Annotated in this window: 8 protein-coding genes, 25 tRNA genes and 2 rRNA genes; 32 read left to right on the plus strand and 3 right to left on the minus strand. The window is 48.7% G+C overall.

What is annotated here, in order from left to right; genetic code table 11:
- Nucleotides 1-5 precede the first annotated feature (5 nt).
- From LACZS1_RS03835 to LACZS1_RS03965, 27 genes are all read left to right on the plus strand, one after another.
- Nucleotides 6-2,923: ribosomal RNA gene (locus tag LACZS1_RS03835) — 23S ribosomal RNA — on the plus strand.
- Between the two features lie 199 nt (nt 2,924-3,122).
- A 5S ribosomal RNA gene (gene rrf / locus LACZS1_RS03840) occupies nt 3,123-3,239 on the plus strand.
- 8 nt (nt 3,240-3,247) lie between these two features.
- A tRNA-Val gene (locus tag LACZS1_RS03845) sits at nt 3,248-3,320 on the plus strand.
- Between the two features lie 2 nt (nt 3,321-3,322).
- A tRNA-Lys gene (locus LACZS1_RS03850) sits at nt 3,323-3,395 on the plus strand.
- Between the two features lie 42 nt (nt 3,396-3,437).
- Nucleotides 3,438-3,510: transfer RNA gene (locus LACZS1_RS03855), tRNA-Thr, on the plus strand.
- 34 nt (nt 3,511-3,544) lie between these two features.
- Nucleotides 3,545-3,616, plus strand: a tRNA-Gly gene (locus LACZS1_RS03860).
- Nucleotides 3,617-3,676: 60 nt separating this feature from the next.
- A tRNA-Arg gene (locus tag LACZS1_RS03865) sits at nt 3,677-3,750 on the plus strand.
- A 5-nt stretch (nt 3,751-3,755) separates the two neighbouring features.
- Nucleotides 3,756-3,829, plus strand: a tRNA-Pro gene (locus LACZS1_RS03870).
- 26 nt (nt 3,830-3,855) lie between these two features.
- A tRNA-Met gene (locus tag LACZS1_RS03875) sits at nt 3,856-3,929 on the plus strand.
- 8 nt (nt 3,930-3,937) lie between these two features.
- Nucleotides 3,938-4,011: transfer RNA gene (locus LACZS1_RS03880), tRNA-Ile, on the plus strand.
- Nucleotides 4,012-4,059: 48 nt separating this feature from the next.
- Nucleotides 4,060-4,133 (plus strand) — tRNA-Met (locus LACZS1_RS03885).
- Between the two features lie 6 nt (nt 4,134-4,139).
- Nucleotides 4,140-4,213, plus strand: a tRNA-Asp gene (locus tag LACZS1_RS03890).
- Nucleotides 4,214-4,218: 5 nt separating this feature from the next.
- A tRNA-Phe gene (locus LACZS1_RS03895) sits at nt 4,219-4,291 on the plus strand.
- A gap of 18 nt (nt 4,292-4,309) precedes the next feature.
- Nucleotides 4,310-4,380 (plus strand) — tRNA-Gly (locus tag LACZS1_RS03900).
- Nucleotides 4,381-4,393: 13 nt separating this feature from the next.
- A tRNA-Ile gene (locus tag LACZS1_RS03905) sits at nt 4,394-4,467 on the plus strand.
- 27 nt (nt 4,468-4,494) lie between these two features.
- Nucleotides 4,495-4,582: transfer RNA gene (locus LACZS1_RS03910), tRNA-Ser, on the plus strand.
- Between the two features lie 4 nt (nt 4,583-4,586).
- Nucleotides 4,587-4,658 (plus strand) — tRNA-Glu (locus LACZS1_RS03915).
- A gap of 9 nt (nt 4,659-4,667) precedes the next feature.
- Nucleotides 4,668-4,759, plus strand: a tRNA-Ser gene (locus LACZS1_RS03920).
- Nucleotides 4,760-4,769: 10 nt separating this feature from the next.
- Nucleotides 4,770-4,843, plus strand: a tRNA-Met gene (locus tag LACZS1_RS03925).
- Nucleotides 4,844-4,849: 6 nt separating this feature from the next.
- Nucleotides 4,850-4,923 (plus strand) — tRNA-Asp (locus tag LACZS1_RS03930).
- 48 nt (nt 4,924-4,971) lie between these two features.
- Nucleotides 4,972-5,044, plus strand: a tRNA-Phe gene (locus LACZS1_RS03935).
- Between the two features lie 4 nt (nt 5,045-5,048).
- Nucleotides 5,049-5,129: transfer RNA gene (locus LACZS1_RS03940), tRNA-Tyr, on the plus strand.
- A 5-nt stretch (nt 5,130-5,134) separates the two neighbouring features.
- A tRNA-Trp gene (locus tag LACZS1_RS03945) sits at nt 5,135-5,205 on the plus strand.
- 9 nt (nt 5,206-5,214) lie between these two features.
- Nucleotides 5,215-5,287: transfer RNA gene (locus LACZS1_RS03950), tRNA-His, on the plus strand.
- Nucleotides 5,288-5,294: 7 nt separating this feature from the next.
- Nucleotides 5,295-5,366 (plus strand) — tRNA-Gln (locus LACZS1_RS03955).
- A gap of 46 nt (nt 5,367-5,412) precedes the next feature.
- Nucleotides 5,413-5,483, plus strand: a tRNA-Cys gene (locus LACZS1_RS03960).
- A gap of 45 nt (nt 5,484-5,528) precedes the next feature.
- Nucleotides 5,529-5,612, plus strand: a tRNA-Leu gene (locus LACZS1_RS03965).
- A gap of 267 nt (nt 5,613-5,879) precedes the next feature.
- On the opposite strand, the gene LACZS1_RS03970 is transcribed toward LACZS1_RS03965, so the two are convergent.
- Together LACZS1_RS03970 and LACZS1_RS03975 are read right to left on the minus strand one after the other, a co-directional pair.
- Nucleotides 5,880-6,074, minus strand: coding sequence for a hypothetical protein (locus LACZS1_RS03970; protein ID WP_025013782.1), 195 nt, complete (start codon nt 6,072-6,074; stop codon nt 5,880-5,882).
- 786 nt (nt 6,075-6,860) lie between these two features.
- Nucleotides 6,861-7,403 carry a sigma-70 family RNA polymerase sigma factor gene (locus LACZS1_RS03975; RefSeq protein WP_010493845.1) on the minus strand — a complete coding sequence of 181 codons (543 nt, stop codon included), beginning with the start codon at nt 7,401-7,403 and terminating at the stop codon, nt 6,861-6,863.
- A gap of 450 nt (nt 7,404-7,853) precedes the next feature.
- Between LACZS1_RS03975 and LACZS1_RS03980 the strand changes: the two genes are divergently transcribed.
- The 4 genes from LACZS1_RS03980 to LACZS1_RS03995 all read left to right on the plus strand — a co-directional run bounded on the left by LACZS1_RS03980 (nt 7,854) and on the right by LACZS1_RS03995 (nt 13,060).
- Nucleotides 7,854-9,554, plus strand: coding sequence for an APC family permease (locus LACZS1_RS03980; RefSeq protein ID WP_083311593.1), 1,701 nt, complete (start codon nt 7,854-7,856; stop codon nt 9,552-9,554).
- A 234-nt stretch (nt 9,555-9,788) separates the two neighbouring features.
- Nucleotides 9,789-10,997, plus strand: coding sequence for a glycosyltransferase family 4 protein (locus tag LACZS1_RS03985; protein ID WP_070651094.1), 1,209 nt, complete (start codon nt 9,789-9,791; stop codon nt 10,995-10,997).
- 2 nt (nt 10,998-10,999) lie between these two features.
- Entirely contained in the window at nt 11,000-12,028 is a 1,029-nt protein-coding gene (locus tag LACZS1_RS03990; RefSeq protein ID WP_070651097.1) for a glycosyltransferase family 4 protein, read from the plus strand.
- A 12-nt stretch (nt 12,029-12,040) separates the two neighbouring features.
- On the plus strand, nt 12,041-13,060 hold the full coding sequence (locus LACZS1_RS03995) for a lysylphosphatidylglycerol synthase transmembrane domain-containing protein (RefSeq protein WP_010493841.1): 1,020 nt from the start codon (nt 12,041-12,043) through the stop codon (nt 13,058-13,060).
- Nucleotides 13,061-13,197: 137 nt separating this feature from the next.
- Here LACZS1_RS03995 and LACZS1_RS04000 read toward each other — a convergent pair whose 3' ends face one another.
- Complete coding sequence (locus LACZS1_RS04000) at nt 13,198-14,370, minus strand: pyridoxal phosphate-dependent aminotransferase (protein ID WP_070651099.1); 1,173 nt, start codon at nt 14,368-14,370, stop codon at nt 13,198-13,200.
- 167 nt (nt 14,371-14,537) lie between these two features.
- Between LACZS1_RS04000 and LACZS1_RS04005 the strand changes: the two genes are divergently transcribed.
- A complete protein-coding gene (locus tag LACZS1_RS04005) occupies nt 14,538-14,813 on the plus strand; it encodes a YkuJ family protein (RefSeq protein WP_010493839.1) in 276 nt (91 codons plus the stop codon).
- Nucleotides 14,814-14,837: the final 24 nt, after the last annotated feature.

The following is a 14,837-nucleotide window of genomic DNA, read 5'->3' on the forward strand; positions in this document are numbered from 1 at the left end:
GTACAGGTTAAGTTACAAAGGGCGCACGGTGGATGCCTTGGCACTAGGAGCCGATGAAGGACGGAACTAATACCGATATGCTTCGGGGAGCTATAAGTAAGCTTTGATCCGGAGATTTCCGAATGGGGGAACCCAGTACACAGCAGTGTATTGCCTGCAAGTGAATTCATAGCTTGTCGGCGGCAGACGCGGGGAACTGAAACATCTCAGTACCCGCAGGAAGAGAAAGAAAACTCGATTCCCATAGTAGCGGCGAGCGAAGTGGGAAGAGCCCAAACCGAGAAGCTTGCTTCTCGGGGTTGTAGGACTGGACATTGGAGTTACCAAAGTTCGACGTAGTCGAAGTCAGCTGGAAAGCTGCGCCATAGAAGGTGAAAGCCCTGTAAGCGAAACGGCGGACTCTCCGTCCAGGATCCTGAGTACGGCGGAACACGTGAAATTCCGTCGGAATCCGGGAGGACCATCTCCCAAGGCTAAATACTCCCTAGTGACCGATAGTGAACCAGTACCGTGAGGGAAAGGTGAAAAGCACCCCGGAAGGGGAGTGAAACAGTTCCTGAAACCGTGTGCCTACAATTAGTCAAAGCCCGTTAAGGGGTAATGGCGTGCCTTTTGTAGAATGAACCGGCGAGTTACGTTTGCCTGCGAGGTTAAGATGAAAAGTCGGAGCCGGAGCGAAAGCGAGTCTGAACAGGGCGAATGAGTAGGCAGATGTAGACCCGAAACCAAGTGACCTACCCATGACCAGGTTGAAGGTGTGGTGAAACACACTGGAGGACCGAACCCATGTATGTTGAAAAATGCTGGGATGAGTTGTGGGTAGCGGTGAAATTCCAAACGAACTTGGAGATAGCTGGTTCTCTCCGAAATAGCTTTAGGGTTAGCCTCGGAGGATGGATCATGGAGGTAGAGCACTGTTTGAACTAGGGGCCCATCAAGGGTTACTGAATTCAGATAAACTCCGAATACCATCGATCTTACTCCGGGAGTCAGACAGTGAGCGATAAGGTCCATTGTCGAAAGGGGAACAGCCCAGATCACCAGTTAAGGTCCCTAAATTTATGCTAAGTGGAAAAGGATGTGGCGTTGCACAGACAACTAGGATGTTGGCTCAGAAGCAGCCACCATTTAAAGAGTGCGTAATAGCTCACTAGTCGAGTGGCACTGCGCCGAAAATATACCGGGGCTAAGCATAATACCGAAACTGTGGGTGCACCCGTAAGGGTGCGCGGTAGGAGAGCGTTCTAAGGGCGTTGAAGGTCGATCGTGAGGACGGCTGGAGCGCTTAGAAGTGAGAATGCCGGCATGAGTAGCGAAAGATCAGTGAGAATCTGATCCACCGTATGACTAAGGTTTCCTGGGGAAGGCTCGTCCTCCCAGGGTTAGTCGGGATCTAAGGCGAGGCCGCAAGGCGTAGTCGATGACAAGCAGGTTGAGATTCCTGCACTAGTTTATTTTGTTTAAGCGATGGAGGGACGCAGGAGGCTAAGGAAAGCGCACGGCTGGAAAAGTGCGTCCAAGCCGCAAGTCTGGTGGCGAGTGAAATGCTTGCGACCATAAGGACAAGCGGTGATGGGGAGCGAAATTAAAGTAGCGAAGTTCCTGATGTCACACTGCCAAGAAAAGCTTCTAGTGAGAAATAAACTACCCGTACCGCAAACCGACACAGGTAGTCGAGGAGAGTATCCTCAGGTGAGCGAGCGAACTCTCGTTAAGGAACTCGGCAAAATGACCCCGTAACTTCGGAAGAAGGGGTGCTGACCGCAAGGTCAGCCGCAGTGAATAGGCCCAAACAACTGTTTATCAAAAACACAGGTCTCTGCTAAATCGAAAGATGATGTATAGGGGCTGACGCCTGCCCGGTGCTGGAAGGTTAAGAGGATGAGTTAGCGCAAGCGAAGCCCAGAATTGAAGCCCCAGTAAACGGCGGCCGTAACTATAACGGTCCTAAGGTAGCGAAATTCCTTGTCGGGTAAGTTCCGACCCGCACGAAAGGCGTAATGATTTGGGCACTGTCTCAACGAGAGACTCGGTGAAATTATAGTACCCGTGAAGATGCGGGTTACCCGCGACAGGACGGAAAGACCCCATGGAGCTTTACTGTAGCTTGATATTGAGTGTTGGTACCGCTTGTACAGGATAGGTAGGAGCCGTAGAGATCGGAACGCTAGTTTCGATGGAGGCGTTGGTGGGATACTACCCTAGCTGTATGAACACTCTAACCCGCGCCACTGATCGTGGCGGGAGACAGTGTCAGGTAGGCAGTTTGACTGGGGCGGTCGCCTCCTAAAATGTAACGGAGGCGCCCAAAGGTTCCCTCAGAATGGTTGGAAATCATTCGCAGAGTGTAAAGGTAGAAGGGAGCTTGACTGCGAGACTGACAAGTCGAGCAGGGACGAAAGTCGGGCTTAGTGATCCGGTGGTTCCGTATGGAAGGGCCATCGCTCAACGGATAAAAGCTACCCTGGGGATAACAGGCTTATCTCCCCCAAGAGTCCACATCGACGGGGAGGTTTGGCACCTCGATGTCGGCTCATCGCATCCTGGGGCTGTAGTCGGTCCCAAGGGTTGGGCTGTTCGCCCATTAAAGCGGTACGCGAGCTGGGTTCAGAACGTCGTGAGACAGTTCGGTCCCTATCCGTCGCGGGCGCAGGAAATTTGAGAGGAGCTGTCCTTAGTACGAGAGGACCGGGATGGACGTTCCGCTGGTGTACCAGTTGTGCCGCCAGGCGCATCGCTGGGTAGCTATGAACGGAAGGGATAAACGCTGAAAGCATCTAAGTGTGAAGCCCTCCTCGAGATGAGATTTCCCATTCCTATATGGAAGTAAGACCCCTGAGAGATGATCAGGTAGATAGGCTGGAAGTGGAAGTGCAGCGATGCATGGAGCGGACCAGTACTAATCGGTCGAGGACTTAACCAAGTAGAGCGTGAGCAGGAGCGCTTAGAAACCGGAGCATAAGCGGGCCTGAGTTCGTTGGCCGGGTTTTGGCCAATGGACTCAGGGTCCTTACACGCAGGCTTCTGCGACTGCGAACGCGTTTCGATGAAATACGCCGATTCTCAGCAAAGCAAACAAGCAACAATGATAGCCAGTTTTGAGAGCGCAAAGTTCTCATAAGTGTGGTGGCGATAGCAAGAAGGATACACCTGTTCCCATGCCGAACACAGAAGTTAAGCTTCTTCACGCCGAGAGTAGTTGGTGGGAAACTGCCTGCGAGGGTAGGAAGCTGCCACGCTTACATATGGAGGATTAGCTCAGTTGGGAGAGCGTCTGCCTTACAAGCAGAGGGTCACAGGTTCGAGCCCTGTATCCTCCATTGAGCCGTTAGCTCAGTTGGTAGAGCAACTGACTTTTAATCAGTGGGTCGACAGTTCGAGCCTGTCACGGCTCAGAGAATTATTGGTTTTAAATGGCGGCTCAAGTCGATATTTTTGCCGACTTAGCTCAGTTGGTAGAGCATCTGTCTTGTAAACAGGGGGTCGAAGGTTCGAATCCTTTAGTCGGCATGGCACCAATAATTTGATAAGCATCTTGTTTCATGCGGAAGTAGTTCAGTGGTAGAACATCACCTTGCCATGGTGGGGGTCGCGGGTTCGAATCCCGTCTTCCGCTTTCCAAACGCAGTGCCGAGGGTGCGTTTGGTCGAAAGATTCCTCGGTATTATCATGATTTGCACCCATAGCGCAACTGGATAGAGTGTCTGACTACGAATCAGAAGGTTGTAGGTTCGACTCCTACTGGGTGCATTGGACGGGAAATAGCTCAGCTTGGTAGAGCACCTGGTTTGGGACCAGGGGGTCGCAGGTTCGAATCCTGTTTTCCCGATTGGACGCCAGTCCATATGGTTTTTTCGCGGTGTAGCTCAGCTGGCTAGAGCGTCCGGTTCATACCCGGGAGGTCGAGGGTTCGATCCCCCCCGCCGCGATTGAGCTTGGACCTTTAGCTCAGTTGGTTAGAGCAGACGGCTCATAACCGTCCGGTCGTAGGTTCGAGCCCTACAAGGTCCATCTTTACAGGGTGGTCACTGTTCGGTATAATCGATTTGTTACTGTTATCGCGGGATGGAGCAGTTCGGTAGCTCGTCGGGCTCATAACCCGAAGGTCGCAGGTTCAAATCCTGCTCCCGCAATTACATGGTTCCATGGTCTAGTTGGTTAGGACGCCTGCCTGTCACGCAGGAGATCACGGGTTCGAGTCCCGTTGGGACCGTTTGCGGCTCGGTAGCTCAGTCGGTAGAGCAATGCATTGAAGCTGCATGTGTCGGCAGTTCGATTCTGTCCCGCGCCATTTCATAATCACCCTTATGCGGGTGTAGTTTAGTGGTAAAACCACAGCCTTCCAAGCTGTTGTCGCGAGTTCGATTCTCGTCACCCGCTGCGATTATGATATGGGCCTATAGCTCAGTTGGTTAGAGCGCACGCTTGATAAGCGTGAGGTCGGTGGTTCAAGTCCACCTAGGCCCATTGTTCCATTAATTTTATATTGCACATGGAGAAGTACTCAAGTGGCTGAAGAGGCGCCCCTGCTAAGGGTGTAGACCGGGAAACTGGTGCGAGGGTTCAAATCCCTCCTTCTCCGTTGTGGCCCGTTGGTCAAGTGGTTAAGACACCGCCCTTTCACGGCGGTAACATGGGTTCAAATCCCGTACGGGTCATGGTTAGATGGAGAATTACCCAAGTCTGGCTGAAGGGAACGGTCTTGAAAACCGTCAGGTGGGCGTAAGTCCACGCGAGGGTTCGAATCCCTCATTCTCCTTTATTATTATCGCGGGATGGAGCAGTTCGGTAGCTCGTCGGGCTCATAACCCGAAGGTCGCAGGTTCAAATCCTGCTCCCGCAATTACATGGTTCCATGGTCTAGTTGGTTAGGACGCCTGCCTGTCACGCAGGAGATCACGGGTTCGAGTCCCGTTGGAACCGTCCCCCTCTAATTGAGGGGAACATCAACTTCATAAAAGCGATCTAAATGGCTCGGTAGCTCAGTCGGTAGAGCAATGCATTGAAGCTGCATGTGTCGGCGGTTCGATTCCGTCCCGCGCCATTATGGAGGAGTAGCGAAGAGGCTAAACGCGGCGGACTGTAAATCCGCTCCTTCGGGTTCATAGGTTCGAATCCTATCTCCTCCATTTATAGGGATATAGTTTAATGGTAGAACTACGGTCTCCAAAACCGTCAGTGTGGGTTCAACTCCTACTATCCCTGCTTATCATGGCGGTATTGGTGAAGCGGTTAACACACCGGTTTGTGGCACCGGCATACGTGGGTTCGATCCCCACATACCGCCCTTTTACTGGGGTATAGCCAAGCGGTAAGGCAACGGACTTTGACTCCGTCATGCGCTGGTTCGAATCCAGCTACCCCAATTTTCTCCAACTGCCATAGGAGAAACGCGCTTAACTTGATGAATATGGCGGTGTAGCCAAGCGGTAAGGCATGGGTCTGCAAAACCTTGATCGTCGGTTCGATTCCGATCACCGCCTTATCTTGCGGTTAACGCCCAGCAAGAGAGTGCCATTTTACATTATGCCGGTGTGGCGGAATTGGCAGACGCGCGGGATTCAAAATCCCGTTCCAGCAATGGAGTATCGGTTCGACCCCGATCACCGGTAGACTTGCCCCTATAGTGGGGCTTTTTTTGTACCTTGAAATAGGTGAGGGGTCTAAAAAAATGATCGGCTATCTGGTAATTTCTGTGCCAAATGCCGATCATCTTTCATTCATGAACCGTTTTCGAATTTACTGTTCGCTGTTTGATTTTTGTCATTTGCCCCAGCTTTTTCTGGTGAATAGGCTCATGGTGTGGTCTGAGTGGTACTTTTCGGTGCGCATAAGGAACTTTGGGCTTTATTTTCCGATTTATTGGGTATGAGACAGGCTTACTGTCCATTTGCCATGAATTTAAGAATGACGATCCCTAAACCGATGATGATGAGCAGTATCGCGATCAAATTAACGCCGCGGTTGACACTTCGATAGTGGGTGAAGAATCCATAATCAATGCGCGTGTTTACGGCTGCGATCAACATGCCTAAGACAAATAGCGCACCACCGATAACAATAACGATATCCATTTTGATTTCCTCCATTTCTGCGTGGAAATTGACTGCTCAATATTTTGGTTCTGTTTTGAAAAGAGGAATGCCAAGCAGTCATAAATAAGAAGTGTATGGCAGCGTTAGTCATTCATCACTGTGGACGTGTGAATGCGGCCTCAGGCTTTTTCAATGTCATCTAATTAACAGGTACCTTCTGTAGATGTGATGGACATGCGCTCATGTTAGTGTTTTTTGTGTCACCAGGTTTTCTGAGTGCATGTGAGACGCGCTGTCTTTTGCAGCACACATCTTGAGGCCTGTCGCTGTTGCTTTTCCATAACTTGTTGCCTTCTATTGATCATATCAATAATGACGCCAAAAATCGACTCTTCGGAATTGATCTTTACGTGTGTCCAACTGGCTTGGTAGGCTGATTCGAAGAGATTTCGGCGTGAGCTGGACTGTTTCAATACTGAATAGATAAAGTTTTTTTTAAAGTGGCAAGTTTTACAAGGATTTGACACTCCAACTTGGCTGGATTGATGCGTATGGCTTGCTTAAAAGTTGTGGGTTAGTTTTTTGTGTTTGTTGTCCCAAATCCCTAAACGGGTGGTCGCTTTAACGGAATGAGACTATGGCCACTCACAGGATTCCAGAAAGTTGAAGATAAAAGCACTTCTAAGCTAAATGCCGGCTCGTAGCCCGGTTTTTAGCTAAATAAATTCATATCACGCAAAACTGCCTTACCGTGTCCGTCGTTAACGGCCATGGTAAGGCAGTTGTGGCGTTTCAGCAATCCCGGGGAGCTTTTTGGAGTTCTTGTTACTCGTCTTCCCGCGAGAACTTCAGAATCTTCGCGCGAGCGCGTTCCAACGCGCGTCGATGCCGATCAAGCATGGGCTTTTTGGACGGATATAGAATGGCCGCCTCAAATGCCTCATATTCCAAGGGTGACAAACTTTCCAGAAACTGTAAGAATTCGACGCGCATTAGCAGTCCGTCTTCGACTGAGCGAATTGCCAGTCGATCATGCAAGGACTCGAGTGACGTGTCATTGACCGGAATAGCGTTGGCGTCAATGCGGCGTTTATGGGCAAAGTGTTTGCGCAACACCGAGCGCAGGTGGGATTTTAAAACCATCCGATAGTAGGGGCCAAACTGTGAGCCGCTGCTGCCGTCATAGCGAACAACGGCTTTAAGCATCGCAATCCGGGCCTCCTGCATCCAATCGTCGTATGAAAAGTCTCTGAGATGGTAAGGTTTTAAAACCGTCAACACCAATGGCCGATACTGAGCGAACAGTTTGCCAAATGCTGCCGAATCGTTTACAGCTTCACGTATGAGTTCTATTTCTACTTGTTTCATATCGCCTCCTCCCTCCGATTAACTAGCAGTATTACCCTGTAATGACAAGATTATTCTACAATAAAACGTTTGCAATTGAATAGCGAACAATTGTTCAGTTATACCATTTAATCACTTGTATGCTCGCGAAAAGGAGAACAGATAGCACTTTTGAAAATGCAAAATTAATAACATTATTTTCTTATTTTTTCGCGAAAAAATGAGAGCGTGCGTATTTAATGCCGAAGTGACAACTTTTTTAAATGAGATCCCGCAATTGAAGCTTCAACTAAATCCCACATTAACGATTGCCAAAATAAAACCGGTATGTGAGGACAGATCGTTTCTATTTTTCGTTTCAGGTGACAAGAATGATTGATTTCTGCAAAGACCCCAAAAAATCTCAGGCACGCGCCACCAGTCCCATGACTTTGTTTGTGGCGCCATCCTACGAGTCAGGTTATTTTACATATGGAGAAATCTGCGTTAAATTATAAAAGTCATTTTATAAGGAGGGTTCATATTATCGCTTCTAAAGGAAAAGATAATAAAATTGGTCTATTTCAATTAGTCATGCTGGCGCTTGGTTCGTTGATCGGTTCCGGCTGGCTTTTTGGATCATGGGAAGCAGCCGCAGTTGCCGGACCAGCTGCGATTTTTTCCTGGATCATTGGTGGCGTCATCATTGGGGTCATCGCTTATAACTATGTCGAACTGGGGACCATGTTTCCTGAGTCTGGCGGGATGAGCAAATTTGCCCAGTATTCACATGGTTCGCTGGTCGGTTTCATCGCATCATGGGCCAACTGGATTTCGCTGGTCACCTTGCTGCCGATCGAAGCTGTGGCGGCCGTGCAGTATATGGCGTCGTGGCCGTGGCAATGGGCGGGCTTTACTCGCGGCTTTTTAAAGGCAGGCAAGATAACGCCGGAGGGCTTGCTAGTCGTCTTTGCGTTTATTATTATTTTCACATTGCTTAATTACTGGTCAGTCACGCTGTTGACGCGGTTTACCAGCTTCATTTCGATTTTTAAAATCGGGGTGCCGCTGCTGACGATTATTTTGCTGGCAATGTCGAGCTTCCATCCCGAAAATTATGGACACTCGTTTGCCACCTTGATGCCATATGGGAGCGCACCGATTTTTGCGGCAACATCGGTATCAGGGATTATTTTCTCGTTTAATGCGTTCCAGACCGTGATCAATATGGGCAGCGATGTTAAACGCCCGCAGAAAAACATCGGACGCGGCATCGGCATCTCGCTGTTAATCAGCGGGGTGATCTATATTTTGCTGCAAAGTGTCTTCATTACGACGATCTCGCCGAACATGTTGGCAACGCACGGGTGGAAAGGATTGAATCTCAATTCACCATTTGCTGATCTGGCCATTTTATTAGGAATTCACTGGTTATCCGTTTTGCTTTATATGGATGCCTTTGTGTCGCCATTTGGTACCGGCGTCTCGTTTGTCGCTTCATCAGGGCGCGCACTTCAGGCCATGGTCGGGAACAACCATATTCCTAAATTCATCGGTAAAATTGACGAAAAATACGGAACGCCGCGAGTCGCAATGGTAGTCAATGCAGTCTTGAGTATGGTCATGGTCTCGATTTTCCCGTCTTGGGGAACACTGGCAAGCGTCATTTCGACGGCTACGCTGATCGCTTATCTGACTGGTCCGGTTACGGTTATCTCATTACGCGACATGGCACCTGACTTTAAGCGACCGGTTAAGTCAGCCAGATTGCGTTTCATGGCACCCTTGGCGTTTGTGTTAACTTCACTGGCAGCATATTGGGCGAAGTGGCCAACGACAGTGGAAGTCATCGGCGTCATCTTCTTAGGCATTCCACTGTATTTATTTTATGAATGGCGTTCGGGCTGGCGTTCGACATGGCAACAGCTGAAAGCGTCCGCGTGGATGATCGGCTACCTGATCTTCCTGTCGGTCATTTCCTTAATTGGCAGTCGTGAGTTTAATGGTTTAAACTGGATTCACTATCCCATGGACTTTGTGGTGATTGTGATAGGTGCGATTGTTTTCTACTTCTGGGGAATCAACAGCCACATTTTTTCCAAGTATTTCCGCAGAGCACGGCGGGTCAATGCCAAGGTTAAAATGCCGCCATCTGATGACAGCACCCATGCCGAGCAGACGGCTAAAAGATGATTGCTTTGTTGGCTATTATTAAAAATGTTATGGATAGCGAACGGAGAAGATAGTTTATAAAAGGCCTGGCTTCAACAATGCTTACAAAACGACTGGGAAAAAACTTACGACTTTTGCCTGATGAGGTTAATTTGACGGCAAGGTAAGATAATTCTAAAGGTTTGTGAGAAAATTGCATTTAGCTAAGCCTATCTTTATACTTATACTAAACAAATGACGTCTGGAGGGGATCAGGTGAATATCGGGATTTTTACAGATAGCTACTTTCCGCAAGTCAGCGGTGTCGCGACGTCCATCAAGACCTTGAAGGACGATCTAGAACGCAAAGGTCATCAGGTTTATATTTTTACGACCACCGATCCACATGTGCCAGATGATGCTGTCGAGCCCAACTTATTCCGTTTTACGAGTGTGCCATTCGTGTCCTTTACCGATCGGCGAATTGCTGTCCGTGGATTGTTTCATGCCTATGCCGTAGCAAAGGAATTAAACTTGGATATTGTCCACACGCAAACCGAGTTTTCAATGGGTTACATCGGCAAGTTTGTGGCGAAGCAATTAAAGATTCCAACCATCCATACTTATCACACGATGTATGAAGATTACCTGCACTATGTTTTAAATGGTCATCTGCTAAAGCCGTATCATGTGAAACAATTTACGCGTGCCTTTCTTTATCATGTCAGTGGCGTGATTGCGCCGTCTGAACGGGTTTACGACACGTTACGGCGCTATGGTGTCAAAACGCAGATTAAGATCATACCGACCGGAGTTGACTTAACCCAATTTGCCGAGCAAAAAGATCCGCATCTTCGTGAAAAGCTGGGTCTAGCTGATGTACCGGTCTTGATCTCACTCAGTCGGGTTGCTTATGAGAAGCGGATCGACAAGGTGATCAGTGCGATGCCGGCCATTTTGGCGCAGATCCCTAATGCTGTTCTTTTAATTGTCGGTGACGGTCCAGCGCGAGAAGATCTGGAGACACAGGCCTCCGAGTTAGGAATTGCCGATCATGTGCAATTCACCGGTGAAATCAATCATGATGATGTGGGTGATTATTACCGGGTTGGCGATGTTTTTGTGTCGGCAAGTGATTCGGAGTCCCAGGGGTTAACCTACATTGAAGCCATGGCGGCAGATCGAAAAGTGGTGGCTTTGTCAGGCGATTACACCGATCATTTACTCGACGATCCTGCGCTTGGAACCACTTTTTCAACCGAAGCGGAAATGGTTCATCAAGTTGTGAATTATCTGCGTCATCCTAACGCTTATGATGACCCTAAACCGCGTGCTGAAAAACTAGCTGCCATTTCTGCGGATCGTTTCGGGGATCGCGTGCTTGATTTCTATCGTGATGTTATCAGTCATTATTCGCCTAATGAAGCTGATGAATCTGCGCCATGGACCGATGAAAGTACGAGTAAACGGACCATGAAAGGCTAACTATGATCGTTATTAACATGTTTTCGTCCGCTAATAAAGTGGCGGGGCAAGGCGTGGGGGCAGTTTACACAGAATTAATGGGGCTGCTCAAGCATGACTTTGCCAATGAGTTTCAAATCAATGTGAATCGTTATACGCGCAGTGACATTAGCCATTATCATACAATTGATCCTAAGTTTTACGCCTCAACCTTTTCCAAAAAACGAGGTCGAAAAATCGGATTTGTTCATTTTGTTCCCAGCACGTTGGATGCCAGCTTAAAGTTGCCGCGAGTTGCGCGGTGGACGCTTGATAAATATACGCTTGCCTTTTATAAGCGGATGGATGAATTGGTCGTGGTCAATCCCAATTTCATTCCGAAATTGGAAGCTTATGGGATCAGTCCCGACAAAGTGACGTATATTCCGAATTTTGTTTCGCAGCGGACGTTTCATCCGGTGTCAGCCGAGAAACGGCAGGCATTGCGGCATGCAAATGGGTTTAAACCCGATGACTTTGTGATTTTTGGTGCCGGTCAGGTGCAGGATCGGAAAGGCGTCGGTGATTTTATCAAGTTGGCCCAACAGAATCCTGACTTTCGGTTCGTATGGGCGGGTGGATTTTCATTTGGTCGGATCACTGAAGGCTATGAACGGCTTAAGCAGGCAGTCGCCAATGCGCCGGCTAATCTGGACTTTACCGGTATTATGCCGCGGGAAACCATGATTGATTACTATAACATGGCGGATCTGTTTCTTTTGCCATCCTTTGAAGAACTGTTTCCGATGTCGGTGCTTGAAGCTTTTGCAACCGATACGCCGGTTATGGTACGTGATCTTGAGCTTTACCAGCAGATCATCACCCCTTATGCTATTACCGCGGTTGATGTCGATGATATGCAGGCGCGGATTCGGGCCTTGGCGGATGACCGGGAGCTGTTGGCAACTTATGCGGCTAAAAGTCATCAGGCAGCGCAGGTTTATGCGGAAAGCCGCCTTGAAAAGATCTGGCACGATTTCTACGTAAAGCAAGCCGCGTTAGGGAAGCAATAGCCGAGGAGTTATATGACACGGAAGAACAAACTGGCCGTCCTAATCATGGTTCTGATTGGCGCCGGCATTTTTATTTACGAAGCGCGTGATTTGAATGGCGCCAAGCTGGTGCACGAGTTATTATCACTTGATCTAAAGTGGTTGCTGGTGGCCTTTTTGCTCATGTTCGGCTCATGGATTGTCGAAACGTTTGTCGTCCAGATTTTTATCAAGAACGGGACGGATACACTGGATTTTAAGACAGCGCTGCGGGTGCCACTTGTCGAGCAGCTATTCAACGCGATTACGCCAATGGCTTCCGGTGGTCAGCCGGCTCAGTTATTTGCGTTGATGCAAAGCGGCGTTGAGGCGGGTCGTGCGAGCTCGGTGCTTTTGATGAAATTTGTCGTCTATCAATTTATGGTCCTGATCAATTTCATCTTAACGTTGGTCATCGGATTTGATCAGGTTTCCAGACATTTCGGCGCGCTGGCTTTATTTATTGTGTTTGGCTTTGTCATTCATGTCATCGTGATTGTCGGTTTGTTGATGGTGATGTACTATTACAAATTTACCAAGCGGCTGGTCAGACTCATCATGGTGCCGGTTGGCTGGTTTGTGAAGCCGGAAAGAAAACTGGCGATGCAGACCGATCTTGATCATAAAATCGATACGTTTTATGCGGAAAGTCTGCATTTGAAGCGGGAAAAAGTGCGCGTGATCAAGGCTTGTTTACTGACGTTGGTGCAGCTGTTACTTTATTATGCGGTGCCGTATTTTGTTCTTCTGGCACTCGGGGTTAATCACGTCAGCATTGTTGAGGTGATTGTTCTGCACGTCATGATCGTCATGATCGTGAGCCTGTTTCCGATTCCCGGTGGTGCTGGCGGTGCGGAATACAGCTTTAAGACGCTGTTTGCGACGTATGTTGCCTCGCCATCCAAGTTGGTCTTAGGGATGTTATTGTGGCGTTTTTTAACTTATTATCTCGGCATGATTTGCGGCATCATTGCGATGGCCTTACCACCCAAAAAGTCGGATAAGATTTCCTGAGCATCAGGTCTTGCGCTGCGGTTTGTGCGTAAAGATTCAGACAAATTAAAAGTGACGTTCGCGACCATTTGGAGGCAGTCTGGTCGCGAACGTCACTTTTTTAAGTTGCTGTACTCAGGAAGTCTATTTTGGAGAAATCAGTCAGTTCGGCTGGCAATGAAAGCGCGCAGCCGTTTGACCGCTTCTTTAAGGTCGTCCATTGAAGCGGCATAACTGATACGGATGTAGCCTTCACCACCCGGGCCGAATGCTGTTCCGGAAATCAGCGCCAGCTTTTGTTCATTGGCTAGTGCTTGGGTAAATTCACGCGAATGCATATGAAGCCGTTCAGGAATTTTGGCAAAAAGGTAAAAGGCACCATCAGGGCGGGCCACTTCAAAGCCCATTTGAATAAGGGCGGCATAAACAAAATCGCGCCGTTTGATATAGGCTGCCTTCATGACCTGGGCATCGTCTGCCCCCTTAGTCAGAGCTTCGATGCCGGCACGTTGCGCAATGGTAGTTGCGGCAGTAACGAGATACTGGTGCACCTTTTTGGCTTCAGCGATTAAGTGACGCGGGCCCATCAGGAAACCGATGCGCCAGCCGGTCATGGCGTGGGATTTAGATAAGCCGTTGACGACGAATGTCCGATCGTAAGCGTAACGCCCCATTGAAATATGGGTAGCGTCATAAGTTAACTCAGAATAAATTTCGTCACAAATAATATAAAGGTCGTGTGCTTCGGCGATCGAGGCGATGGCCTTAACTTCGGCAGCGTGGTAGGTCACGCCGGTTGGATTGCTAGGATAATTCAGGATGATACCCTTAATTTTGGCATCAGGGTTGGCAGCAATGGTGGCCTCGATGAGCTCCGGCGTCAATACAAAATCAGTTTTGCTGGTGTCGATATAAATCGGGGTCACATGATTCAAAGTCAAAAGCGGAATGTAGCCGGGGTAAATGGGGGAGGGAACCAGGATTGCATCACCTGGATCGCTAATCGTGGTAATTGCCGTTGCCAAGGCTTCAGTCGCGCCCACGGTCACCAGGATTTCATCCGCGGCATCATAATCCGTTCCGTACTTAGTTTTGAAAAAATGCTGGGCCGCTGCCCGTAATTCAGGATCACCGACCATGCCGGTGTAATGGGAATAGTTTTCCTGAATGGCCGCGATACCCGCCTGTTTAACGTGTTCTGGTGTGTTAAAATCAGGCTCACCCAAGGTCAATTTCAAAATGCCGGGAATTTTACTGACACTTTCATCAAATTGCCGGATTTCACTGACCTCAATCGCCGGTAATTGTTCATTTAGTGGTTGCAATGTCATACGCGCGCTCCTTATATGTAGGTTGCAAATAGCATAGTCCATTTACCCGTCGTCGCGCAACGTTATCAAAGCGGATAAAACTGCAATTTGAAGTGATATTTCTCCCACAGAGGCGGCGGTTTATGCTAAGCTATTTCTTGAAATAGGAAAAATTAGGAGGCCATTTTATGAAACAATCACAGCTCGTGGCCATCATCAAACGCCTCGAAGCCATGCAGACAGGCGACGGCGAGACACAGTCACGCCGCTTCGAAAAAAATGGTGATGAAAAGGGCCTCGTGACATACGATCCCAAGACCGAAACTTATGAACTTGAAGAACTTGGAACGCACCAGACTTTCCAGTTTGACAACATCGATCTTGCGGCCATGGAAATCTATGATCTGATGGATTTTGATGAAGACGAGGACACTAATGATACTAACGACAGCGACCAGGCTTAAGTCTGAGTGCTGAACGAGGCGGAC

The organism is Lacticaseibacillus zeae subsp. silagei, assembly GCF_030770335.1.
Taxonomy (GTDB): Bacteria; Bacillota; Bacilli; order Lactobacillales; family Lactobacillaceae; genus Lacticaseibacillus; species Lacticaseibacillus zeae.

Bases quoted from the DNA above. Each gene is read 5' to 3' on its own strand.
- LACZS1_RS03970 (WP_025013782.1), bottom strand. From the start codon at position 6,074: ATGGATATCGTTATTGTTATCGGTGGTGCGCTATTTGTCTTAGGCATG.
- LACZS1_RS03975 (WP_010493845.1), bottom strand. From the start codon at position 7,403: ATGAAACAAGTAGAAATAGAACTCATACGTGAAGCTGTAAACGATTCG.
- LACZS1_RS03980 (WP_083311593.1), top strand. From the start codon at position 7,854: ATGGAGAAATCTGCGTTAAATTATAAAAGTCATTTTATAAGGAGGGTT.
- LACZS1_RS03990 (WP_070651097.1), top strand. From the start codon at position 11,000: ATGATCGTTATTAACATGTTTTCGTCCGCTAATAAAGTGGCGGGGCAA.
- LACZS1_RS03995 (WP_010493841.1), top strand. From the start codon at position 12,041: ATGACACGGAAGAACAAACTGGCCGTCCTAATCATGGTTCTGATTGGC.
- LACZS1_RS04000 (WP_070651099.1), bottom strand. From the start codon at position 14,370: ATGACATTGCAACCACTAAATGAACAATTACCGGCGATTGAGGTCAGT.
- LACZS1_RS04005 (WP_010493839.1), top strand. From the start codon at position 14,538: ATGAAACAATCACAGCTCGTGGCCATCATCAAACGCCTCGAAGCCATG.